At 26.5% G+C, this 22,801-nt stretch carries 23 protein-coding genes; 6 read left to right on the forward strand and 17 right to left on the reverse strand.

What is annotated here, in order from left to right; genetic code table 11:
- Positions 1 to 23: 23 nt before the first annotated feature.
- From secF to HMPREF1092_RS06690, 9 genes are all read right to left on the reverse strand, one after another.
- The gene (gene secF, locus HMPREF1092_RS06650) at positions 24 to 920 is read right to left on the reverse strand and encodes a protein translocase subunit SecF (RefSeq protein ID WP_002597876.1); all 897 of its coding nucleotides are present in this window, start codon (positions 918 to 920) and stop codon (positions 24 to 26) included.
- Positions 913 to 2,172, reverse strand: coding sequence for a protein translocase subunit SecD (secD, locus tag HMPREF1092_RS06655; protein ID WP_002597877.1), 1,260 nt, complete (start codon positions 2,170 to 2,172; stop codon positions 913 to 915). Before secD ends, secF begins: the two co-directional genes overlap by 8 nt.
- A 246-nt stretch (positions 2,173 to 2,418) precedes the next feature.
- Positions 2,419 to 2,694, reverse strand: coding sequence for a preprotein translocase subunit YajC (gene yajC, locus HMPREF1092_RS06660; protein ID WP_002597878.1), 276 nt, complete (start codon positions 2,692 to 2,694; stop codon positions 2,419 to 2,421).
- A gap of 80 nt (positions 2,695 to 2,774) precedes the next feature.
- Positions 2,775 to 3,911 carry a tRNA guanosine(34) transglycosylase Tgt gene (gene tgt / locus HMPREF1092_RS06665; protein WP_002597879.1) on the reverse strand — a complete coding sequence of 379 codons (1,137 nt, stop codon included), beginning with the start codon at positions 3,909 to 3,911 and terminating at the stop codon, positions 2,775 to 2,777.
- Positions 3,912 to 3,931: 20 nt separating this feature from the next.
- Entirely contained in the window at positions 3,932 to 4,957 is a 1,026-nt protein-coding gene (gene queA / locus HMPREF1092_RS06670; RefSeq protein WP_002597880.1) for a tRNA preQ1(34) S-adenosylmethionine ribosyltransferase-isomerase QueA, read from the reverse strand.
- Positions 4,958 to 4,962: 5 nt separating this feature from the next.
- Positions 4,963 to 6,003: a Holliday junction branch migration DNA helicase RuvB gene (ruvB, locus tag HMPREF1092_RS06675; RefSeq protein WP_002597881.1), complete on the reverse strand. Its 1,041-nt coding sequence runs from the start codon at positions 6,001 to 6,003 to the stop codon at positions 4,963 to 4,965.
- A 10-nt stretch (positions 6,004 to 6,013) separates the two neighbouring features.
- Positions 6,014 to 6,613: a Holliday junction branch migration protein RuvA gene (gene ruvA, locus HMPREF1092_RS06680; RefSeq protein WP_002597882.1), complete on the reverse strand. Its 600-nt coding sequence runs from the start codon at positions 6,611 to 6,613 to the stop codon at positions 6,014 to 6,016.
- 155 nt (positions 6,614 to 6,768) lie between these two features.
- Positions 6,769 to 7,335, reverse strand: a complete 567-nt coding sequence (locus tag HMPREF1092_RS06685) for a hypothetical protein (protein WP_002597883.1) — start codon at positions 7,333 to 7,335, stop codon at positions 6,769 to 6,771.
- Between the two features lie 67 nt (positions 7,336 to 7,402).
- Complete coding sequence (locus HMPREF1092_RS06690) at positions 7,403 to 8,401, reverse strand: tyrosine-protein phosphatase (RefSeq protein WP_002597884.1); 999 nt, start codon at positions 8,399 to 8,401, stop codon at positions 7,403 to 7,405.
- 165 nt (positions 8,402 to 8,566) lie between these two features.
- Here HMPREF1092_RS06690 and HMPREF1092_RS06695 point away from each other — a divergent pair, with 165 nt between their 5' ends.
- The 4 genes from HMPREF1092_RS06695 to HMPREF1092_RS06710 all read left to right on the forward strand — a co-directional run bounded on the left by HMPREF1092_RS06695 (position 8,567) and on the right by HMPREF1092_RS06710 (position 13,704).
- Positions 8,567 to 10,069, forward strand: coding sequence for an ABC transporter permease subunit (locus tag HMPREF1092_RS06695; protein ID WP_002597885.1), 1,503 nt, complete (start codon positions 8,567 to 8,569; stop codon positions 10,067 to 10,069).
- A gap of 12 nt (positions 10,070 to 10,081) precedes the next feature.
- Positions 10,082 to 10,813 (forward strand): amino acid ABC transporter ATP-binding protein, encoded by a 732-nt coding sequence (locus tag HMPREF1092_RS06700; protein WP_002597886.1) that lies wholly within the window; start codon positions 10,082 to 10,084, stop codon positions 10,811 to 10,813.
- A 304-nt stretch (positions 10,814 to 11,117) separates the two neighbouring features.
- Entirely contained in the window at positions 11,118 to 12,317 is a 1,200-nt protein-coding gene (locus HMPREF1092_RS06705) for a multidrug effflux MFS transporter (protein WP_002597887.1), read from the forward strand.
- A gap of 103 nt (positions 12,318 to 12,420) precedes the next feature.
- The gene (locus HMPREF1092_RS06710; protein WP_002597888.1) at positions 12,421 to 13,704 is read left to right on the forward strand and encodes a ComEC/Rec2 family competence protein; all 1,284 of its coding nucleotides are present in this window, start codon (positions 12,421 to 12,423) and stop codon (positions 13,702 to 13,704) included.
- 94 nt (positions 13,705 to 13,798) lie between these two features.
- On the opposite strand, the gene HMPREF1092_RS06715 is transcribed toward HMPREF1092_RS06710, so the two are convergent.
- The 7 genes from HMPREF1092_RS06715 to hflX all read right to left on the reverse strand — a co-directional run bounded on the left by HMPREF1092_RS06715 (position 13,799) and on the right by hflX (position 20,317).
- Positions 13,799 to 13,993: a (2Fe-2S)-binding protein gene (locus HMPREF1092_RS06715; RefSeq protein WP_002597889.1), complete on the reverse strand. Its 195-nt coding sequence runs from the start codon at positions 13,991 to 13,993 to the stop codon at positions 13,799 to 13,801.
- 419 nt (positions 13,994 to 14,412) lie between these two features.
- Positions 14,413 to 15,150, reverse strand: coding sequence for a YebC/PmpR family DNA-binding transcriptional regulator (locus HMPREF1092_RS06720; protein WP_002597890.1), 738 nt, complete (start codon positions 15,148 to 15,150; stop codon positions 14,413 to 14,415).
- A gap of 93 nt (positions 15,151 to 15,243) precedes the next feature.
- The gene (locus tag HMPREF1092_RS06725) at positions 15,244 to 15,897 is read right to left on the reverse strand and encodes a YigZ family protein (RefSeq protein ID WP_002597891.1); all 654 of its coding nucleotides are present in this window, start codon (positions 15,895 to 15,897) and stop codon (positions 15,244 to 15,246) included.
- Positions 15,878 to 17,290: an aminotransferase-like domain-containing protein gene (locus HMPREF1092_RS06730; RefSeq protein WP_002597892.1), complete on the reverse strand. Its 1,413-nt coding sequence runs from the start codon at positions 17,288 to 17,290 to the stop codon at positions 15,878 to 15,880. Before HMPREF1092_RS06730 ends, HMPREF1092_RS06725 begins: the two co-directional genes overlap by 20 nt.
- Positions 17,291 to 17,372: 82 nt before the next feature.
- Complete coding sequence (locus tag HMPREF1092_RS06735) at positions 17,373 to 17,861, reverse strand: hypothetical protein (protein ID WP_002597893.1); 489 nt, start codon at positions 17,859 to 17,861, stop codon at positions 17,373 to 17,375.
- A gap of 123 nt (positions 17,862 to 17,984) precedes the next feature.
- Entirely contained in the window at positions 17,985 to 18,479 is a 495-nt protein-coding gene (locus tag HMPREF1092_RS06740; protein ID WP_002597894.1) for a hypothetical protein, read from the reverse strand.
- Between the two features lie 41 nt (positions 18,480 to 18,520).
- Positions 18,521 to 20,317 carry a GTPase HflX gene (gene hflX / locus HMPREF1092_RS06745; protein WP_002597895.1) on the reverse strand — a complete coding sequence of 599 codons (1,797 nt, stop codon included), beginning with the start codon at positions 20,315 to 20,317 and terminating at the stop codon, positions 18,521 to 18,523.
- Between the two features lie 157 nt (positions 20,318 to 20,474).
- Between hflX and hpt the strand changes: the two genes are divergently transcribed.
- Positions 20,475 to 20,999 (forward strand): hypoxanthine phosphoribosyltransferase, encoded by a 525-nt coding sequence (gene hpt, locus HMPREF1092_RS06750; protein WP_002597896.1) that lies wholly within the window; start codon positions 20,475 to 20,477, stop codon positions 20,997 to 20,999.
- A 476-nt stretch (positions 21,000 to 21,475) separates the two neighbouring features.
- On the forward strand, positions 21,476 to 22,039 hold the full coding sequence (locus tag HMPREF1092_RS06755; protein WP_002597897.1) for a DUF4352 domain-containing protein: 564 nt from the start codon (positions 21,476 to 21,478) through the stop codon (positions 22,037 to 22,039).
- Between the two features lie 43 nt (positions 22,040 to 22,082).
- On the opposite strand, the gene yunB is transcribed toward HMPREF1092_RS06755, so the two are convergent.
- On the reverse strand, positions 22,083 to 22,763 hold the full coding sequence (gene yunB, locus HMPREF1092_RS06760) for a sporulation protein YunB (protein ID WP_002597898.1): 681 nt from the start codon (positions 22,761 to 22,763) through the stop codon (positions 22,083 to 22,085).
- Between the last annotated feature and the right edge of the window lie 38 nt (positions 22,764 to 22,801).

A 22,801-nucleotide genomic window follows, 5' to 3' on the forward strand; every position in this document is an offset into this window, starting at 1 on the left:
TTTTAAGGGTTTTTTTGATTATTTTATGGTAATTCTTCGACAACTACTTCTTTTTTTCTCTTACCTTTTTTAAGAGATCTATCTTTTAACATAACCCAAACTGGTGATGCTATAAATATTGAAGAATAAGCTCCTGCTGCTATACCCACTATTAATGGGAAAGCAAAATCTCTTACACTTGGTACAAAGATATAAACTGCTATTATTGTTACAAGTGTAGTTGATGTTGTATTTATTGATCTTGCCATTGTTTGATTTACACTTTTATTAGCAACTTCTCTCGGAGAAGTTCTTTTTATAAACTTCATATTTTCTCTTATTCTATCAAATATAACTATACTATCATTCATTGAATATCCTACTACTGTAAGTATTGCGGCTATAAATGGTGAGTTTACTGTTATATTAAATATTGCATAAACACTAACTGTTATTAAAATATCATGGAATAGTGCTATAAGTGCTGCTAATCCAAATTTAAACTCAAATCTTATAGCTATATAAATAAGCATACATATAAATGCAATACATAAAGCTATAATTGCATTATCTGTTAGTTCTTTTCCAATAGATGCTCCTATTTGATTTTGAGATATAAGTGCTTTATCTCCTACTTTAAACTCTGTTTTGAATTTATTAAATATTTCATTTACTTGCTCTGAAGTAAGATTAGCAGATTTTATTTCATATTCATTTGAATTTACTGTATTTGTTGTCGCATCATTTACATATTCATTAACTATTTTATCTGCTTGAGCTTTATTAAACCCATTACCTAAATCAAAAATAACTTGAGTACCACCTTTAAAGTCTATACCAAAGTTTAAACCACCTCTATAAATCATGCATCCTATACCAATTATTATTACTATTAGAGATAAAGAAAACCAAATTTTCCATTTGTCAATAATCTTAAGCATTTTCTTTTACCTCCTTTTTCACTCTAAATGCACTTAACTTCTTTAATATTCCCATATCATAAGCTAAATCTAATAAGAATTTAGTTACAAGTAAACCTGTAAATAAACTTATTATTATACCTATCATAAGAGTTATTGCAAATCCTTTTACAGAACCTGAACCAAAGAAGTATAAAATTAGAGCTGCTATTATTGTAGTCATATTTGAATCTACAATTGAAGACATAGCATTTTGATATCCTCTTTTAATTGCTGATTTTACAGTTACTCCACGAGCTAACTCCTCTTTCGTCCTTTCAAATATCAATACATTGGCATCAACTGCCATACCTATGGTTAGAAGCAATCCAGCTATTCCTGGTAATGTTAGTGTAACTCCAATTTCTACGAAAGCTAATAAAACTAATGTAACATAGAATGTTAAAGCTATACTTGCAATAAGTCCTGGAATTCTATAGTAAAGTATCATAAATAAGAATACTATACCAACACCTATAATTCCTGCTTTTACTGCATTAGGTAATGCTGTTGCTCCAAGTTGAGCTCCTACTGTTTGTTGCGAAACCGCTTTTATTGGAACTGGTAAAGCTCCTGAATTAATAAGTCCAGCTAAATTTTGAGCTGCTTGAATACTTCCACTTCCTGTTATAACTGCTTCTCCATTATCTATTTGGCTTTGAACAGTTGGATCAGTTAATGTTTCATTATCCATTTTAATTGCAATTTTTTGACCTATAAATTCTTTTGTTGCTTCTGCAAATTTTTGTGTACCTTCTGATGTGAATTTAAGTGATACAACTGGTTGATTTGTTTGTTGATCAATTACTGCTGATGCTTTTTCAACATCTTTACCAGTTAATATAACTTTTCCATCTGGCCCTACAAAAGTAAGATTACCTGTTTGACTTAATGTTTTCACTATACCTTCTGAGTCATATTTTCCTGGAATATCAACTCTTATTCTATTTGATCCTTCAGTTGTAACAACTGTTTCTGCTACTCCGAGCTTATTAACTCTCAGTTGTATTAAGTCTTTTGTTTTTTCTAAATCTTCATGACTTACATTGGGTTGCGTTATTTCAAGTAATACTGAGACTCCACCTTGTAAATCAAGACCTTTAGTTATTGTTTGGTTAAATGATTTAACCTCCCATCCGCCTATTTCTACGCCTCTAAAGCAAACAATTGCAAAAAGAATAATTGCTAGGGTACAAATTATAAAAATAGCCGTACTTTTACCTTTGGACTTCATCTTTATCCCCCTCTGTTATTTATTCATATTTCATATTTGTTCCCAATCCGTTATCAGATTATTCTATAAAATATATATTTTATTAAAATATTTTATATTTTTATCTTATATAATTGGTATTTCTTATATAAAAATCAAATAACATTATAACATATTCCATATTTTTTATAAAGAAAATGCTTTATTTTATAATTTTTTCTTAATATTATAAAAAGTGCCTAATTTAAATAGGCACTTTATTTTTAATTATTTATTTTCAGTTTTTTCTAATTTTTTTGCAATAGCATCTTTAAGAATTTTAATTCTAGTTTTACCTGCAGTTTCTAAAACTACATTTTCATCATCCATTTGAACTATTTTCCCAATTATTCCGCCTCTTGTCATTACATTATCATTCAATTGAAGAGCACTCATCATTTCTCCATATTTTTTCTTTCTTTTTCTTTCTGGCAAAATTATTAAGAACCAAAAAATCGCAAATATAACTATAATTGGCACTATGTTTAATAATATACTATGCATATTGAACCCTCTTTCGCTTTTACTCTTTTTTTAACGTCTTTTAAAAGTAGTATACATATTATTTTTTTTTATGTCAAATTTTATTTTTTATTCCAATCTTTTAATTTCTTTTCCTTAAATTCCTTATAACAATCATTATCTATAGCTTCTCTTATCTCTTCCATTAATTTATTGTAGAAATAAAGATTGTGAAGAACTGTAAGTCTCATAGCTAACATTTCTTTTGCTTTAAAGAGATGTCTTATATATGCTCTTGTATAATTTTTACAAGCTGGACATCCACATCCTTCATCTATAGGTCTTGTATCAAATTCAAATTTAGCGTTCATAAGATTTATTTTTCCATTTGCAGTAAATACTTGCCCATGTCTTCCATTTCTAGCTGGAAGGACACAATCAAAGAAGTCTACACCTCTATCAACTGCCTCAAGTATATTTTCTGGAGTTCCTACTCCCATTAAATATATTGGCTTATCTTCTGGTAAATGTGGAACTACTTCATCTATAATTTCATACATTTCTTCATGAGTCTCACCAACAGCTAGCCCTCCAATTGCATATCCATCAAGGTCTAATTTTTTTATTTCCTCTGCATGTGCAACTCTTATATCTTTAAATGTAGCTCCTTGATTTATACCAAATAACATTTGTTCTTTATTTATTGTTTCTGGAAGAGAATTTAATCTATCCATTTCCTTTTTACATCTCTTAAGCCATCTTGTTGTTCTTTCTACTGACTTCTCAACATATTCTCTTGTTGAAGGAATTGGAATACATTCATCAAAAGCCATTGCTATAGTTGATGCAAGATTACTTTGAATTTGCATACTTTCTTCAGGCCCCATAAATATTTTTCTTCCATCTATATGAGAATTAAAATAAACTCCTTCTTCTTTTATTTTTCTCATACTTGCAAGAGAGAAAACCTGGAATCCACCTGAATCTGTAAGAATAGGTCTATCCCAATTCATAAACTTATGTAATCCTCCTAATTTTGCTACTGTTTTATCACTTGGTCTTAAATGAAGATGGTATGTATTAGATAATTCTACTTGACATCCAATATCTTTTAAATCCATACTTGAAACTGCTCCCTTTATAGCAGCTAATGTCCCAACATTCATGAAAACTGGTGTTTCAACAGTTCCATGAGGTGTTACAAATCTACCTCTTCTTGCTTTACCATCTTTTTTTAATAAGGTATATCTTTTACTCAAATTTTTCACTCCTATTCCTTCTACTTTATAAACATTGCATCTCCAAATGAGAAGAATCTATATTTATCTTTAACTGCAGTTTTATATGCATTAAGAACATGTTCTTGACCTGCTAATGCTGATACAAGCATTATAAGTGTTGACTCTGGTAAATGAAAATTAGTAATTAAATTGTCTACTATTTTAAATTTATATCCAGGATATATAAAAATATCAGTCCATCCACTGCATTCTCTTACTTTCCCATTTTCATCTCCTATAGTTTCAAGAGTTCTTGTTGAAGTTGTTCCTACAGAAATTATTCTACCACCATTTTCTTTTGTTTTATTTATTAAATCTGCTGTTTCTTTAGATAGTTGATAAAATTCTGAATGCATCACATGATCATTTATATCATCAACTTTAACTGGCCTAAAAGTACCAAGACCAACATGTAAAGTAAGATATCCTACATTAACACCTTTATCTTCTATTTTTTTTAAAAGATCTTTTGTAAAATGTAATCCTGCAGTTGGTGCTGCTGCTGATCCTTTCTCTTTAGAATAAACAGTTTGATATCTTTCTCTATCATCTAACTTTTCATGAATATAAGGAGGTAATGGCATTTCTCCTAATGAATCTAATACTTCTTCAAATATTCCATCATAACTAAATTCTATAACTCTATTTCCTGTTTCTAAAACTTCAACTACTTCGCATTTTAATTGTCCATTACCAAAAGTAAACTTTCTTCCTATTCTAGCTGTTTTCCCTGGCTTAGCTAAACATTCCCACTTATCTCCTTCTAATCTTTTAAGTAATAAGAATTCTATTTTACCACCTGTTTCTTCTTTTTCACCAATTAATCTAGCAGGCATAACTCTTGTATTATTAAGAATAAGTGTATCTCCTGGATTTAAATAATCTATTATATCACTAAAAACTTTATGCTCTATTTCTCCTGTTTCCTTATTTAAAACCATAAGTCTTGATGAATCCCTTTTTTCTAGTGGATGTTGTGCTATCAGTTCTTCTGGTAAATCAAAATTAAAATCACTTACTTTCATTTCTATTACTCCTCGCTTTTAAAAAAACTTTTTTGCTCTCCTATAACTTTCTCATTCCCTATTTTTCTTCCTAAATGTTTATAAGCTTTTTCTGTTGCCATTCTTCCTCTTGGAGTTCTTACAATAAACCCTTGTTGAAGAAGATATGGTTCATACACATCTTCTATAGTTCCAAGCTCTTCTCCTATAAAATATGAAAGAGTTTCTATTCCTACTGGTCCACCTTTAAAATTATCAATAATAGCTTCTAATATTTTATTATCAACTCTATCAAACCCTCTATTATCTACTTCTAAAAGTTCTAGAGCATCTTTTGCTTCTTTATAACTTATAACATTATCTCCTTCGACTTCTGAATAATCTCTTACTCTTTTTAAAAGTCTATTAGCAATTCTTGGTGTTCCTCTAGATCTTCTAGCAATCTCTCTTGCACCTTCTTCTGTTATTTTTGATCCAAATACCATTGCACTACGTATTATAATATCTGTTAATTGATCTTCTGTATAATATTCCATTGCACAAAGTACTCCAAATCTATCTCTAAGTGGAGATGTAAGCATTCCAACTCTTGTTGTTGCTCCAATAAGTGTAAATTTAGCTAAATCTAATCTTATTGATTTTGCAGCTGCTCCCTTTCCTATAACAATATCTAATGCATAATCTTCCATAGCAGGATAAAGTATTTCTTCTACACTTCTATTTAATCTATGAATTTCATCAATAAACAAAACATCATTATCACTTAAAGTTGTTAATATAGCAGCTAAATCTCCTGCTCTCTCTATTGCAGGTCCAGAAGTTATTTTTAAATTTCCACCCATTTCTTTTGCAATAATATTTGCAAGAGTAGTCTTTCCTAATCCTGGAGGTCCATAAAGAAGTACATGGTCTAAAGCTTCTCCTCTTTTCATCGCAGCTTTAATAAATATATTAAGCCTTTCCTTTACTTTGTCTTGACCTATATATTCACTTATTTTTTCTGGTCTTAAACTTAATTCTTTTCCTATATCTTCGTTTAATTCGTTTGGTGTTATTATTCTTTCCATTTCTAACCCCCTATCCCATTAAAACTTTTAAAGCCTCTTTTATCATTTCCTCTACTGAATTTCCTTTATTTATAGTTTTAATGGCTGTATTTGCTTCTTTTTCTGAATATCCTAAAGCTAATAATGCCCCTAAAACTTCTTGAATATTTTCATAGTCAGTTTCTTGTTCACTCCCTATTTCTAAACCTTCATCATTTAAGAATTCATCTGGCTTAAGTTTATCTTTAAGTTCTAAAATTATTCTTCCTGCTGTTTTTTTCCCTATTCCAGGTGCCTTACATAAATGCTTGTCATCTCCAGTCATTATTGCATATTTAAGATTTGTTATTTTGCTTATTGAAAGAAGGGATAATGCTGCTTTTGCTCCAACTCCATTTATTCCTAAAAGCATATTGAACATATTTAATTCATCTCTTGATATAAATCCATAAAGTCCTATAAAATCTTCTCTAACAATTTGAGTTAAATACAACATAACTTCTTCTGAAACTTTTGGCATTTCTGACATTGTAATTCCTGATGTAAAAATTTTATATCCAATATTATTATTTTCTATTATTATATAATCTTTGATTATTCCCATATATTTGCCTTTTATATATTCATACATATGTAAATCCCCCATTCTCTTAAATGTGAAAGTATGTTCTCATAAGTCTACTTATTACTTTATCATTTTAAGAGAAATCTTTCAATATTAAAGAAAATTTTAAGGCTTAGCAAAATAAATTGCTAAGCCTTTATATAAAGTATATTTAAGAGGTTTTACGAATTTAGCTCTGTCATTTCTTCTTCTACTTCTTCTAAGCTTTCTGAAGAAAAATAAGTTTTATCTTTTAATTGTTGCATTTCTGCATCACTAAGTCTAATTAAATCAAGTGAAGTTTCATATTCTCTAATTAAATCAAGTTTTCCATTTTCATCTGATTTATAAATAGCTAAATATCCATTGTGTTCTCCAATAAAATATTTATTAGCTTCTTTCTTTTTTTCCACAGTTCTTTTAAAAGTAAAAACTTCATCAGTTTTTTTATCTATTTCATAGCCTTCTTTTCCTAATATTTCTTTTACATTTTCTTCAGTTAAGGTTTTATCTATTCCATATTCTTTTTTAAAGTCTTCTAAAGTTAATGTTTTTTCATTTTTATTATTTGAATATAAGGCTATTACAAGGCTTTCTTTTAATGCCTTTTGTCCATTATTATAAACTGCTGTTTCTTCACTTTTATTTCTATTATTAATTTTATTACTTACAACATTATATGTTATTGCAAAAATCCCAATAAGTGCTAAACTACTACATAAAACTATTATTTTATTCTTTCTATTCATCAATAATCACACTCCTTTTAGCTTGATTATTGACAAATAGATGAATTTTATACGTTATTATTTAAATTTAATATAAATATTTTTTTCTTAGCTTAAATAATTCTTCTGAATCTATACCATATTCTTGTAAAAAATAATTTTCATAAGTATTATATCTGCTTTTTATTTCATTTAAAGATTCTAATATAAAGCTTTCCTCTACTCCTAATACTTCTTTAAATACTTTAAGCATTTCTTCATTTTGAATATATTTAGAATAAGTATTTATAATTTTCGCATTATCATTTTTTCTATATTTATTGCTTTCTAAATAATCAAATATTACAGTCTTTTCATCAACACCTAATAAAAGAAGTATTAATGCTGAACCTAATCCTGTTCTATCTTTCCCAGCTGTACAATGTTGAAGTATTGCAAATTCTCCATCTTCTCTAACAGCTTCTATTAACTTTTTATAAGCTTCATTACCAAATGGCATTACTTTATAACTATTTCTAAGCATTTCTTTTGGAGAAATAGTTGCACTACCACTCATAAACTTTTTCATATATGCTTCCATATCAAGGTTTTCATTATTTCCATCTGCACTTTCCATTGCAGGTATATTTATATTTTTAACTCCTTCTATTTGCATATCTGGTGCATCATTCACTTCTGATTTTGATCTATAATCAAAAACATATTTTATATTTAAAGTTTTAAAATATCTTAAATCTTTGCTATCTAATTCTTTTAAATATTCTGATCTATAAAAATATCCCCATTTTACCATTCTTCCATCTTGAGTATAATATCCCCCAAGGTCTCTAAAATTACAAAAATCACTTAATGGTATTAATCTTTCTGCAAGTTCAATCTCTTCTTCCTCTGTTTTAACTATATAAAAATTTCTATTTTCTATGTCAGGATCTTTAAATCCAACTTCATTACTTTTAAAGTCAATTAAAAATTTTTCCTCATCATTAACTGTTTTTTTATAAAATATTTTTCCTTCGACCTCTCTATCTAACTTTATATTTATAAAGCCATCATTATTTCTTTTTAAAATACCTTTTAATTTTTCCATATTCATCACCTCACTAATTTATACATCATTTCCATATTACTACTTTTATTAATATTTTTTATATTTCTTAATTATATTTAATTAATTGTTCATTTTAAAGTTGACTTTTTAGATAGGAATAATTATAATTTTAAAAAAGATTTAACTACTTAAGGAGCGATACTAATGAAAAACAAAAAATTATTAGTAGGAATATTTTCTTTAGTCATTATTTTATTAGCTATTGGATTTGGGGTATATAGCTTTAAAACAAAAAAAGATAATATAAACTATAAAAACACTATTACTGTTGGAACTTCTGGAACTTATTATCCATTTACTTTTATGAACGGTGATAAATTAGAAGGTTTTGAAATTGATGTATGGAAAGCAATTGGAAAAGAATTGAACTATAAAGTTGATTTTAAAACTGCATCTTTTAGTGGATTGTTTGGTATGTTAGATAGCGGAAAAGTTGATACTTTAGCTAATCAAATAACTGTTACTGAAGAAAGAACTCTAAAATACGATTTCACTCAACCTACAACATATAGCGGAGCACAAATAGTTGTAAAAAAGGGGAACAACTCTATAACTAACTTAAGTGATCTAAAAGGGAAAAGTGTTGGAGTTGATCTTGGAAGTAACTATGAACAAATAATCAAATCTCAAGATAAAAATAATAATATCAAAGTTGTTACTTATCAAAATACTGATGCAGCATTCAATCAACTTTTACTTGGAAGAATAGATGCTGTAGTAATAGATAGGATATCTGCTGTATCTGCAATAAAAGAAAAAAATCTTGACTTACAACTTGCAGGACAACCTATTGATAAAATAGAAAATGCATATCCTTTTACTAAAAACAATAAAGAATTAATGGAAAAAGTTAATTCTGCTATAACAAAGCTTAAAGAAAATGGAACTTTAAAAAATATTTCTGAAAAATGGCTTGGAACTAATGTAACTAATCCAAATTCAGCTACCTCTATATCAAATAATATACAAGAGACTTCTAAAAAATCAACTTTTGATTTTATGTATTCTCTATCTCTTATTCCATTACTATTTAAAGCACTTAATATAACTTTATCTCTTTCAATTTTAGGAATGCTTTTAGGACTAATTGTTGGAATTATTCTAACAATTATAAGACTTTATAAAATACCTGTTATAAAGCAATTATCTGAAATTTATATTTCCTTTTTTAGAGGTACTCCACTGCTTGTACAGCTTTTCTTACTTTATTTTGGACTTCCACAAGTTTTTCCATTTTTAAAAGGTATGGATGCTTACACAGCCTCATTAATAGGACTTGGTTTAAATGCCTCAGCTTATATAGCTGAAATTCTTCGTTCATCTATATCAGCTATTGAAAAAGGACAAATGGAAGCTTGTCTTTCATTAGGTATGACATATTGGCAAGGATTAAAGCGTGTAGTACTTCCTCAAGCATTTAGAATATCAATTCCTCCTTTAGGAAACATATTTGTAGATACTGTTAAGGGTTCTTCTCTTGCTTTTACTCTTGGAGTTGTAGATATTTTAGCAACAGCCCAAATGTCAGCTGCTTCTAACTATAAATTTTTCGAAAGTTACATTATAGTTGCTATTATGTACTGGATAGTTATTTCTATATTTAACTTTTTACAAAGAAAACTTGAAAATAAACTTTCAACTTACTAAGGAGGATTTTATATGATTACAGTAAAAAATTTAAAGAAAAGTTTTGGTAACTTAGAAGTTTTAAAAGATATAAATCTTCATGTAGATAAAGGGGAAGTAATATCTATATTAGGTCCTTCTGGTTCAGGTAAAAGTACATTTTTAAGATGCCTAAATTACTTAGAAATTCCAACTTCAGGTGTTTTAACAATTGGAGATACAACTATAAATGCAAAAACAGCAAATAAAACAGAAATAAATAGTTTAAGAAAAGAATCAGCTATGGTTTTTCAAAATTATAATCTATTCAACAATAAAACAGTTTTAGAAAATGTAACAGAAGCTTTAATAGTTGTAAAAAAACTTTCTAAAGCTGAAGCTATAAATATAGCTATAGATTCTTTAAAAAAAGTTGGAATGGAAGAAAAAAAAGATGTTTATCCTAAAACTCTTTCTGGTGGACAAAAGCAACGTGTATCAATTGCACGTGCTATTGCTCTTAATCCTAAAGTTATACTTTTTGATGAACCAACTTCAGCTTTAGATCCAGAGCTTGTATCAGAAGTTCTTTCTGTAATAAAAGATTTAGCTAGAGAACATAGAACAATGTTGATTGTAACTCATGAAATGTCTTTTGCACGTGATGTGTCTGATAGAGTAATATTTATGGATAATGGTTACATTGTTGAAGAAGGAACCCCAAAAGAAATTTTTTTAAATCCAAAACAAGATAGAACAAAACAATTCTTAAATAAATTTATATAAACAAAAGGCAACCTGATTTTTAGGTTGCTTTTTTATAAATTTATTCTATTTGTACTATTATTAATAAATAAGCTTAATAAAAATATTAAACTTATAATATAAAGTTAATTTAAATTCTTAATTTTTAAATTATTATATAAAATATAAAATTTATTTAATATAAATATTTTATATATACCTTTTTAATACATCCTTGTAAATATTAACTTTGCATTATTTTTACTTAATCTTTAGAATATATAATGTATTTTTAAAATTTATATTTAAATTTTAATGTTAATAAATTTATATTAGGAGGTTTTTAATGGAAAATTCAAAAGTATCCCAAAAAATTTTAGGGAATACTGGGTTTATAGCTTTTGTGGGATTTTTAAGTGCATTTGTTCCTATGTCAACTGACTTATATTTACCTGCACTTCCTAGCATGATTAATAGCTTTCATACTAATATACAAACACTTAATTTAACAATTACATTTTTCTTTTTATTTTATGCTATTAGTATGCTATTTTGGGGTCCTTTAAGTGATAAACATGGAAGAAAAATAATTCTTTCAATTGGAATGATTTTATATACTTTAGGAAGCTTTTTATGCTTCATCTCTCCAACAGTTACTACATTAATTTTTGCTAGAATACTTCAAGCAATTGGAAGTGGTTCTGCAGTTTCTGTTGCCACTGCTATGATGAAAGATGTTTATACTGGTAAAAAATTAGTTGCTATGCTTGCTACTGTTCAATCAATAGCTATGACAACACCAGTTGTGGCTCCAATAATAGGTGCATTTATATTACGTTATACTTCATGGCATGGAATATTTCTTATTTTAAGTATTGTTGGAGTTATTGCTGTTATAGGAAGTCTTTTATTAACTGAAACTCTTACAGTATTTAATAAAGGAAATTTAATTGAAGTATTTAGTAAATTAGGAACAGTTGCTAAGAATCCTAAATTTTCTGTTCTTTTACTTGTATTTTCAATTCCTAGTATGCCAATGATGGCTTACATAACAATGTCTTCGTATATATACATAGATGGTTTTAAACTTAGTGATCAAGTTTATAGTTTATTCTATTCATGTACAGGATTATTTTTAGTAATTGGACCTATACTTTATATAAAACTATCTAAAAAGTTTAAAGACGCAAAAATAATTACTACTTGCTTTATACTTGTAATTTTAAGTGGTATCGCACTTCAATTATTTGGTTATAAGACACAATATACTTTTGTTCTTACAATTATACCTGCAATGTTATTTGGTAATATGCTTAGACCACCTGGAACTAACCTTATGTTGCTACAACAAGATGATAATATAGGTTCTGCTTCTTCTTTAATAAGTTTTGCTAGTACTATAATGGGAAGCATTGGTATGTTTCTTATAACATTTAATTTTGGAAATAAAATAGTTGATATAGGATTTATGTATTTAATTGTTGGATTAATAAGTCTTATATCTTGGATTTTAGTTTCTAAAAGTCATTATATAAAAATCAAATAATTTTTATTTTCCCTTTTAAAATAAGACATTAAATTTACATTTTAGACATAATATGCTATTATATCTTCTGTATTTTTAATATATGGTTAAAAGGGGATTTTTTATGCAAAAAAAAATATTTAAAAGGTTTATTACTACTCTTATTGTTTTATTAACTGTTTTATCTCAAGCTGGCTGCTCTGCTACTCAATCTTCTACAGCTAAAGCTGATACTCATCAAAATGTAGAATCTTCTAATAATGAAACTCCTTCTATAAATTCTAATTCAAAAGAAAATACTTTAAATCAAGAAGTAAAGATTCATTTTATTGATACTGGAAATAGTGATTCTATTTTAATACAAGGTGAAAAAACTTTGTTAATAGATGGTGGAGATAATGGAGATGAAAATCTTATACTAGATTATTTAAAAAGAAATAATGTAAAATCTCTAGACTATATGATTGCCACTCATCCTCACGCAGATCATATAGGTGGTCTAGATGGCATAATAAATTCTATTTCTGTAAAACAACTTTTAGTTGCAAATGGAGACTCTGACACTTCTACTTATAAAGACTTTATAAATGCAGCTTCAACTAAAAACTTACAACCAAGTGTTCCATTAGAAGGAATCGAATTTTCTATGGGCAATAATTCTAAGTTTAAAGTATTCAATAGTAATGGAGGTTCAAATTCAAATGAACAGTCTTTAGTAGTTCTTTTTGAAAATGGAAAAGATAAAGTGCTTTTAACTGGAGATGCTGAAAAAGAAACAGAATCAGAAATATTAAATAAAATGGTTGATGTTGATTTATTAAAAATAGGTCATCATGGTTCTAGAACTAGTACTTCAATTGAATTTTTAAATAAAGTTACTCCTGAATATGCTGTTATAACAGTTGGAAAAGAAAATAAATATGGACACCCACATAAATCTACTATGGATAAGCTTAAAAATAAAAATATAAAAGTTCATAGAACAGACGAATGTGGAAATGTAGTATTTAATTCTACTGGAAATGGAATAACTACATATTGTACTGAAGGTAGCTATAATTATAGAGATTCCAAAAATACTAATACCTCTAAAGATTCAACTACAAATATAAAAACTAATAATGACAATACTAATACACAATTAAACACTGGAGTTACTTCTAGTAAATCTAATAAAACAAATACTAATAAATCTACTTCTAAAACTAATAATAGTAAAAATAATTCAAATTCAAAGAAACCTACTCTCAATAATACTACCCCAGTAACTCAAACTGTTTGGTTGTCAGAAACAGGGTCAAAATATCATAGAATAAATAATTGTGGAAGAATGAATCCTAATAAAGCTAGACAAGTTTCTTTAGAAGAAGCAAGTGCTTCTTATGGGAAATGTAAAAGCTGTTTTTAAAATATATACTCTTCATAGAAGTTTCTATAAAGAGTTTTCTTATAAATAAAAGCTAGATGAATAAATGTCATCTAGCTTTTTAAATTTAATATTATTAAATATTCTCTTTAATTAAATTTTCTATAGGCCCTCTGCATCTTCTTCCTTTACATCTTTTAGTTGCAGCTCCTGTAACTTCTTTAACTTTTTCAAAAGTATCTGCTCCATCTTTTATTGCTTTTACTATTTCTTCTTCTGTTATATGCATACATTTACATATATATTCTTCTTTTGATGAAAATAATCCCATATATTTCTCCTTAAGTTAATTTTATTATTTACTTTAAAATATCATATAAATCTTAAAATGATATGAATATAATATTATTTTTTATATTTTTAATTAGTTATATAAACGTATAAAATTTATTAAGCATTTATATTTTTTATTTTTATTATTATCATTTACGAGTATTTTATTTTAAACATAAAAAAAGAAATTGATGTGAAATTTTTATAATCTCTTCTTCAATAATAAAATTATTAAAAAATAATTTTTTATCTAAAACTATTTTTATAAATAATCTTTTTACTGTTTTAAATAATCAATAATAAAAAATACACCTCCGTTGACGATATATAATAATTATGTATATCGACAACAAAAGTGTATTAAAATACTAATGTATATAATTATTAAACTAAGTTTTCTAAATTAGATAGCCAATACTATCCTTCCCATCCTTCAGGGAATTCAGCATTATGATAAACTTCTTGAACATCATCATCATCTTCAAGTAAGTCAAGCATTTTTTGGAACTTCTTAGCATCTTCTTCATTTATTGCAGTAGTTGTATCTGGTATCATTTTTACTCCTGCTTCTAAGAATTCATATCCTGCACCTTCAAGGTTTTCTCTAACTTCACCAAAAGTATCTGGAGTTGTGTAAACTACGAATACTTCATCTTCAGCTTGGAAGTCATCTGCACCAGCATCTAAAGCTGTCATCATAACTTCTTCTTCGTCTAAGTCACCTTTTTCTATAACTATTTCACCTTTTTCTTGGAACATGAATCCTACACAACCTTGTGTACCCATGTTTCCACCACCTTTAGTGAAAGCACTTCTAACATTTCCTGCAGATCTATTTTTATTATCTGTTAATGTATCTACTATTACAGCTACACCTGATGGACCATATCCTTCATATACAATGTGGTCATAGTTTACAGCTGCTAATTCTCCTGTTGCCTTTTTAATTGCTCTTGATATTGTATCATTAGGCATATTTGCTGCTTTTGCTTTTGCAATTATATCTCTAAGTTTCGCATTAGAGTCAGGATTAGGACCACCATTTTTTGCTGCCATTATTAGCTCTTTACCAATCTTTGTGAATATTTTCCCTCTTTTTGCATCCATTTTACCTTTTTTGGCTTGGATGTTATGCCATTTTGAATGTCCTGACATATTTATTCCTCCTGTCTCTTATAAAAAAGTATTTTCTATAAAATTATATCACTCAAATATTTATTGTTCAATATTTGCATAGTTTATATTTTTTTAACAACTTATATTTTTATAAAGTCTATTTTCTTCTTTAAAATAAATTTCTTTTTCTGATTCACTTATTATAGCTTTTCCATTAGTTATTTGTATGAATTCATTTATTATAGAATCTTTATTATCTTCTTCTACATAAATATGTATTATAACTTTATCTGTATATTCAGTATCTTCTATATACCACATATTTTGTCCACATGTATATTGAATTTTCCCAAGTAAATCATAATCTACCTCAATTGAAAGTTTTAATCCATTTACTTTTTCTACAATTCCACCAGCCTTTAAAGCTATACTTGCACCTTTAGTATATGCTCTTGTAAGCCCTCCTGCACCTAAAAGTATTCCTCCAAAATATCTTGTTACTACAATTGCACAATCTGTAACTCCGCTTTTTTTCATAACTTCTAATATTGGAATTCCCGCAGTTCCTTGTGGTTCTCCATCATCTGAATATCTTTGAACTCCATAATTTTCTCCTATTACATATGCAAAACAATTATGTCTAGCTTGTTTATGAAGTGCTTTTATTTCATTTATAAATTCTTTTGCTTCTTCTTCTGTTTCTACTCTTTTAGCATATCCAATAAACTCTGATTTTTTTTCTTCAAAGCTATCCTCTCCTCTATCTCTAATTGTTATATACGCCATCTAATTCCTCCTTTATTTTCTTTATTCCTTCTTTTATCTTTTCTACATCTGTTTGAAAAAAACCTATTCTAAAAGACTTATCTCCATCTTTTTTATTTTTAAAGAACATAATTCCTGGAGTAATAAAAACTTTTTTTTCTCTAAGTCTTAAAAATAACTCTATTGAACTTATTTTATCTTCTTTTAATTTCAAATAAAAGTTTAATCCTCCTTTTGGTTTTTTATATTCAACATATTTACTTAAATTTTTTTCAATTTCCTTATCCATTGTTTTATATCTTTTTTTATATTCTTTAGATAATAAAAGTATATTTTCTTTCCATTTGCAATTTTTTATATAATATTCTAAAGCCCTTTGCATAAGACTTGAAGTTGAAATATCTGTATTAAGTTTAGACTTTAAAAAATTTTCTCTAAAAATTGTAGGTGTAATCATATACCCAAGTCTTATACCTGGTAAGAAAATTTTAGAAAAGCTTTTTATATAAATTACTCTATCATAAATGTCCAATTTTTTAAAAGGCACATATTCTAAAGTTTGTTCATATATAAGCTCTGATAAATAATCATCTTCTATAATGTAAAAATCATATTTATTTGCCAAATCTAAAATCTTTTTTTTCTTTTCTAAGCTATATGATACTCCTGTTGGATTTTGAAAATAGCTCATAACGTAAAGAGCTTTTATTCTATGATTTTTTAATATTTTTTCTAAACCTTCAACATCAATTCCATCATCTTCTATTTGAATTTCAAATATATTTGCTTTTCTCCATTTAAATACAGATAAGGCTCCTCCATAAGTTGGCTTTTCTACAACTACATTATCATTGATATTTATTATCGCCTTAGAACAAATATCAATTCCTTGTTGTGCTCCTGATACTATAAGTATATTTTCAAGTTCTTTTTTATTTTTCCAAAAAGCATTATTTATAGTGCTTCTTAAAGGTTTATATCCAAATGTACTATGACTTAATAAAACTTCTTCCCCATCTCTATCTAATACTTTATTTATAATTTCTTTAAAATCTTTTATTGGAAACAATATTTCTTTTGTTGTCTCTCCAGTAAAATCTACAAAATTATAATTTTTACTTTCTATAATCTTAAAAGTTTTTGAATACTCACGTCTAAAATTAAAATTTATTTCTTTTCTTTTAGCATAGGTTCCACTCCCTATTTTTTGATAAGCATATCCTTCAGATTGCAATTTTTTATATGCATTAATAACTGTTATTTTATTTACATTTAATTCTTCACTTAATTTTCTTATTGTTGGGAGTTTATCTCCATCTTCAATCAATTCATTTTCTATCATATCTTTTATTTTTAAATAGATTTCTATGTATTTAGGTCTATTTTCTGTAAATTTTATTTCATCTACCCACATAAAGTTATCTCCCTTTTATCTATTATATCTATTACATTATATAAAACTTATAAACATAAAAAAATAGGAAGTATAAAATAAATTATTCTTCCTTATCTTTCTTATAATATTCTAAGCTATTCTCTCCCCTATCTATTGCTATATTTATACCTTCTCTAAATATGCACGATCTTTTTCTCAAAACTTTAAATAATTCTTCAATCTCTTTATTCATTTCATAAGTCAAATCTATTGCATGCCTTATCTCTCTCTTTCTACCATATGTATTATTTTGCATTAATTGCGCTGTATTAGCTATACTACTTGAAGATAATGATAAAAAATATATAATATCTACTAATGGTCTTAGTTTTCTATCAAAAAATACCAATTCATCATTCGATATATTAAATGAGTTCATGTCCTCTTTAATAGAATTTAATTCTGAAATTTTTGATGTAATATCTAATAATGCATCTTCTATTTCATTTTCCGTTATATCTGAAGAAGAACCTGAATTCGTTATATTTTTTGTAGCTATTGACTTCTTTACACTACTTCCAGTAGGGTTAACTCTATTATCTGAATTCAAATCTCTCCCTCCTTCAAATTACTCCTTTTAAAATTTATATTCTTTTATTTTTAATTTATTATATCTTTAACTACATATTTTTAATTTAATATCTTAGTAAAAATATAGGAAGAATAAAATTAATTATTCTTCCCAAAACTTTTCACCTGGTCCACAAATTTTTATTGCTTGATTTATCCCATCTCTAAATATTTTTGTTCTTCTAAACATAGTTCCAAATAAGCATTCAATTTCTAAATTCATTTCATAAGTCAAATCTAATGCATGTTTCATTTCTTTTTTCTTTTTATAAGCATTATTTTGCATTAATTGCGCTGTATTAGCTATACTACTTGAAGATAATGATAAAAAATATATACTTTGAACTAATGGCTTTACTTTTCTTTCATAAAATAACTCTTCATCTCTTGGTATATTAAATGAATTCATATTTTCTTTTATAGAGTTTAATTCTGCTACATGTGAAGCGAGATCTTCTAATGAACTTTGTGATTTTTGTATATTTTGTGTGTTAGTAGATTTTGTATTATCACTATCTTGCCCAGTTAATCCTTGATAACTTTTGTCAGTATTACTATCTCCATTTAATCGCTTACTTTTTTTATCATCTGAATCCAAAAAATATCAACTCCATTAAATTACTTTATAAAATTGTATTCTTAATTTAATTCTTTTATTATATATTCCTTTGTTTTATTATAAATTTCTTCATCAACTTCAACTTCCATTAAAGTTCCTTCATTTACATAATCTTCTTTTAAAATTCTAGCATTTCTATGAAGTAAAGATACTACATCTCCTCTATTATAAGGAATTACCACCTCAACTTTCTTTAAACTATATGGAAGCTTTTCTTCAATTTTCTCTATAAGAAGATCTAAATTAACCTCTTGTTTAGCTGATATTTCAACTATGTTATAGTTAGAAAACTCTTTTTTTATCTCTTCTAATTGTTCTTCTGATGCTTTATCAACTTTATTTAAAACAAGAATTGTTTCCTTATCTAAAGAATCTAGTTCTCGTAATACTTCTTCTACTGCTTTTACTTGCTCTATTGCATCTTCACTTGAAGAATCCACAACATGACATAAAAGATCAGCATAAATTACTTCTTCTAATGTTGATTTAAAAGCTTCAACAAGATCATGTGGAAGCTTACGAACAAATCCAACTGTATCCGTAAGAGTTATTAATCCTTTATTTTTTAATATTATAGCTCTAGTTGTTATATCTAAAGTTGCAAAAAGCATATCAGCTTCAAAAACTTCTTCTTTAGTTCTATTATCTTTTAAAGCTGCAACTTTACAAAGAGCATTTCTTAAAGTGGACTTTCCTGCATTTGTATAACCAACAAGAGAAACTTTAGGTATGTTTTCTTTATTTCTTTTTTCTCTTTGAACTTCTCTTGTTTTCTTTATCTTCTTAAGTTCAGAATTAAGATCATATATTGTTTCATTTATATGTCTTTTATCAGTTTCTAATTTCTTTTCTCCAGGACCTCTTGTACCAATTCCTCCACCTGTTCTTGAAAGAACAGTTCCAAGTCCCATAAGCCTACTTTTTCTATATTTTAATTGTGCAAGTTCTACTTGAATTTTAGCTTCTTTACTTTTAGCACGCCTTGCAAATATTTCAAGTATAAGAGTAGTTCTATCTATTACTTTAGCACCTATAGCATTCTCTAAATTTCTAACTTGTGCTCCTGATAATTCATCATCAAATATAATTAAATTTGCTCTTTCAGTCTGTCTTAAATTTGCTATTTCAAGAACTTTTCCTCTTCCTATATAAAAAGCTGGATCTATTTTATTTCTTCCTTGAAATACTGTTTTTAAAACTGGTATTTCACAAGCTTTAGTAAGCTCTACAAGTTCTTCTAAACTTTCTTTTGTATCTGAACCTACTAGTATAGCTTTTTCTTCCAAGTCTTCTTCCACATCATTTTCTTTTATAAGACTTTCTGCATATTTTATTTTATCTAAAATATTTATTGAAAATAATCCATCTAATGATATATTATTTTTTTCTTCATATACAAGATTATTATTATAAACTGTAAGATTCGCTATTGAGAAATCAATTATTTTTCCTTCATAAATTCCAATAGCAGCTATTGCATCTAATTTTAATTTTAAAAGTGCAGTTAAATCTAAAGCTGAAAGATTACTATATCCATTAGGATGAGTATGAATAACTCTCACTCCTGAAAGTCTTTTTTCATTTATATCTAAAATTGGAAGTTCTACTGATGTGGAATCTCCAATTGCAATTGATGTAACTTTCCCTCTTCTATCTATAGCTACACTTATTTCTCTTTCTATTTGCGTTGATAATTTTACTATAGTATTTATTATTTCAGTTGAACAAAATTCTGTCTTTTGAGTTTTTATACCATATAAAAGATCAAGTTCGTTTAATATTGAGTTTCTAACTCCATCTACATTTCCATGTATCATACTATCACCTCTTATTTATGACTTTAGATTGTCTCCATTCTACTCTATCTATATAGTATTGTAAACATCAGGTCATAAATTTATCCTTGATTTTTATGGAATAATACAGTATTTTTATTAGTATGAACAATCGATATACAACTTGGAGGTTTTAAACATGGAAAATAAAAAACGTAATATACTTTTTTCTGAAGAACAGATTAAAGAAAGAACTAAAGAAGTAGGAGCACAAATTACAAAAGATTTTGAGGACAAAAATCTTTATGTACTTTCACTTTTAAGAGGAAGTTTTATTTTTGCTGCTGATTTAGTTAGATGCATTGACACAAAAGCTAAAATTGGATTTATGACTACATCAAGTTATGGTCATAGCGAAGAAAGTTCTGGAAATGTACAAGTAGTAAATGATATTCCTGATAATATAGAAGGATATGATGTTTTAATAGTTGATGATATAGTTGACAGTGGAATTACTATGAATTTTGTTGTAGAACACGTAAAAAAATTGGGAGCAAAATCAGTTAAGACTTGCGTTCTTTTAGATAAACCTTCAAGAAGACAAGTAGAAATAACACCTGACTATTGTTGTTTTCCAATAGATGATCTTTTCGTTGTTGGATACGGATTAAATTATGGTGATTATTATAGAAATGTTCCTTACGTCTTCAATTGGGAAGTTTAGATAACATATTTTAATTACATTAAACCTAGATAAATATTTTATCTAGGTTTTTATTTTTAATATATATATTATATCTATTGAGTTGAATAATTATACCTATTTATATTCAAAACTATCTCTAAATTTATAGTACATTATATATAAAATAACATAATATTTTTCTAACTAAAGAAATTTTTTATGCTCAATCATAATTATTAAATTATTAGTACTTTTTGTAAATATCTAATTATTTTTCTATTTATTATATATTTTGGTTTATAACTTTACAATAAATTTAAATTTTCAAAATAATTTTTTCAATTTTAATATAATAACTTTATATTTATTAATTAGATTTAGTTAATAATACAATTTAGTAAAATTTTTTTAATACTTATCTTTTTTTATAATCCTTTTAATAATATTTTTTCTTTAAATATATTTTTAATAATTGATAAAATGTATGTAAGAAAAATTTACAGGGGGAATTTTTAATGTCTGAAAATATTAATAATAAAAAATCCAAAAAACTTGAAGTTTTTATTGGAGTAATTATTATAATTTTAATATTTGTATTTGCTATTTACGATTATAATTCTACTCCAAAATCAATTTCTAACAAAGAAGTTACTACTTCTTCAAGTATATATAAAATTGGTCAAACTATTAAAATGGGGGATCACAATATTACTATAGATTCACTTAATAATGCTAAGACTATAGGTAAAAATACTTATACTACACCAAATAATTTTGCAATTGTAAAAGTAACATTAGAAAATATTACTGATAATAAAATAGAAGGCTTTAAAATAAAAGAAAATCCTAATCTATTTACTTTAAATTATGATAACAGTAATTACACTATTGATTTTAATCATACAGTTGATGCAAATAATATTCATAATACAACTAATTCATTTAATATATTATATGGAACAAATTTAAATCCACATACTAAATATTCATTCTATTTAGTATTTACCACTTCACAACCAGTAGAAACTGGTATTTTATCAGTTAATATAAATAAAAAAATTGCAAAAATTCATATTTAAAGTAAAAAAGACCTAATTCAATTATAAAATTAGGTCTTTTTATTTAATTTTTACCTGTTGCTTGAAAATTTTCTTTTCCAAAACTTCCAAGATCAATTGCAGTATCGGGAATCTTTCCAACAGTTATTGCATCTACCAAAGGAACTTCTGTTTTAACAGATATTTCTTCCATATAAAGCGGGACTTGTACATTTAATTTTGCTTCCACTTCTAAACTAACAGTATATCTAGTTTGATTTATCCCTGCACTCTCAAAATTAGCTACAAATTTTGTTGATACATTTCCTATTGGATCAATATTTACTTTTATATCTGGTCCAACTTCATAATAAATACTACTATTTGTTACCCACCCAAATGGAATTTTTATTCCTTCTGACCTCATTCTATCCAAAGCTTCATTACACTTTTTAGATATTATTGCATTTAATTTATTTAATTTCATAGTATTTGCTTTAATCATATTTATGTTTCCTTCTTTATCAGTTGATATATCTAAAACACTTTCACTTATAAATAATTCATTATATGCTTCCATACTTACATCACTTATTAATTGGGTTGTTTTATTTTTCATAGTTAATTTTGCAATTTCAAAAACATTTGGCATAACTTTTTTATCAAAAATCATAAAAACTAAATTAATAATTAAAATCATTAATAATATAATTAACATCCATGGCTTTATCTTTCTTCTCTTCTTTTTACAAGTATAATATTTCATAAATCCCCTTTATTTATTTCTCTATTGTTTTCCTACTA

Source organism: Clostridium thermobutyricum (assembly GCF_000371465.1).
Taxonomy (GTDB): domain Bacteria; phylum Bacillota; class Clostridia; order Clostridiales; family Clostridiaceae; genus Clostridium; species Clostridium thermobutyricum.

Excerpts from the sequence above, each read along its gene's own strand:
- secF (WP_002597876.1), bottom strand. The coding sequence starts at position 920 with ATGCTTAAGATTATTGACAAATGGAAAATTTGGTTTTCTTTATCTCTA.
- secD (WP_002597877.1), bottom strand. The coding sequence starts at position 2,172 with ATGAAGTCCAAAGGTAAAAGTACGGCTATTTTTATAATTTGTACCCTA.
- yajC (WP_002597878.1), bottom strand. The coding sequence starts at position 2,694 with ATGCATAGTATATTATTAAACATAGTGCCAATTATAGTTATATTTGCG.
- queA (WP_002597880.1), bottom strand. The coding sequence starts at position 4,957 with ATGAAAGTAAGTGATTTTAATTTTGATTTACCAGAAGAACTGATAGCA.
- ruvB (WP_002597881.1), bottom strand. The coding sequence starts at position 6,003 with ATGGAAAGAATAATAACACCAAACGAATTAAACGAAGATATAGGAAAA.
- ruvA (WP_002597882.1), bottom strand. The coding sequence starts at position 6,613 with ATGTATGAATATATAAAAGGCAAATATATGGGAATAATCAAAGATTAT.
- HMPREF1092_RS06685 (WP_002597883.1), bottom strand. The coding sequence starts at position 7,335 with ATGAATAGAAAGAATAAAATAATAGTTTTATGTAGTAGTTTAGCACTT.
- HMPREF1092_RS06690 (WP_002597884.1), bottom strand. The coding sequence starts at position 8,401 with ATGGAAAAATTAAAAGGTATTTTAAAAAGAAATAATGATGGCTTTATA.
- HMPREF1092_RS06695 (WP_002597885.1), top strand. The coding sequence starts at position 8,567 with ATGAAAAACAAAAAATTATTAGTAGGAATATTTTCTTTAGTCATTATT.
- HMPREF1092_RS06700 (WP_002597886.1), top strand. The coding sequence starts at position 10,082 with ATGATTACAGTAAAAAATTTAAAGAAAAGTTTTGGTAACTTAGAAGTT.
- HMPREF1092_RS06705 (WP_002597887.1), top strand. The coding sequence starts at position 11,118 with ATGGAAAATTCAAAAGTATCCCAAAAAATTTTAGGGAATACTGGGTTT.
- HMPREF1092_RS06710 (WP_002597888.1), top strand. The coding sequence starts at position 12,421 with ATGCAAAAAAAAATATTTAAAAGGTTTATTACTACTCTTATTGTTTTA.
- HMPREF1092_RS06715 (WP_002597889.1), bottom strand. The coding sequence starts at position 13,993 with ATGGGATTATTTTCATCAAAAGAAGAATATATATGTAAATGTATGCAT.
- HMPREF1092_RS06720 (WP_002597890.1), bottom strand. The coding sequence starts at position 15,150 with ATGTCAGGACATTCAAAATGGCATAACATCCAAGCCAAAAAAGGTAAA.
- HMPREF1092_RS06725 (WP_002597891.1), bottom strand. The coding sequence starts at position 15,897 with ATGGCGTATATAACAATTAGAGATAGAGGAGAGGATAGCTTTGAAGAA.
- HMPREF1092_RS06730 (WP_002597892.1), bottom strand. The coding sequence starts at position 17,290 with ATGTGGGTAGATGAAATAAAATTTACAGAAAATAGACCTAAATACATA.
- hflX (WP_002597895.1), bottom strand. The coding sequence starts at position 20,317 with ATGATACATGGAAATGTAGATGGAGTTAGAAACTCAATATTAAACGAA.
- hpt (WP_002597896.1), top strand. The coding sequence starts at position 20,475 with ATGGAAAATAAAAAACGTAATATACTTTTTTCTGAAGAACAGATTAAA.
- HMPREF1092_RS06755 (WP_002597897.1), top strand. The coding sequence starts at position 21,476 with ATGTCTGAAAATATTAATAATAAAAAATCCAAAAAACTTGAAGTTTTT.
- yunB (WP_002597898.1), bottom strand. The coding sequence starts at position 22,763 with ATGAAATATTATACTTGTAAAAAGAAGAGAAGAAAGATAAAGCCATGG.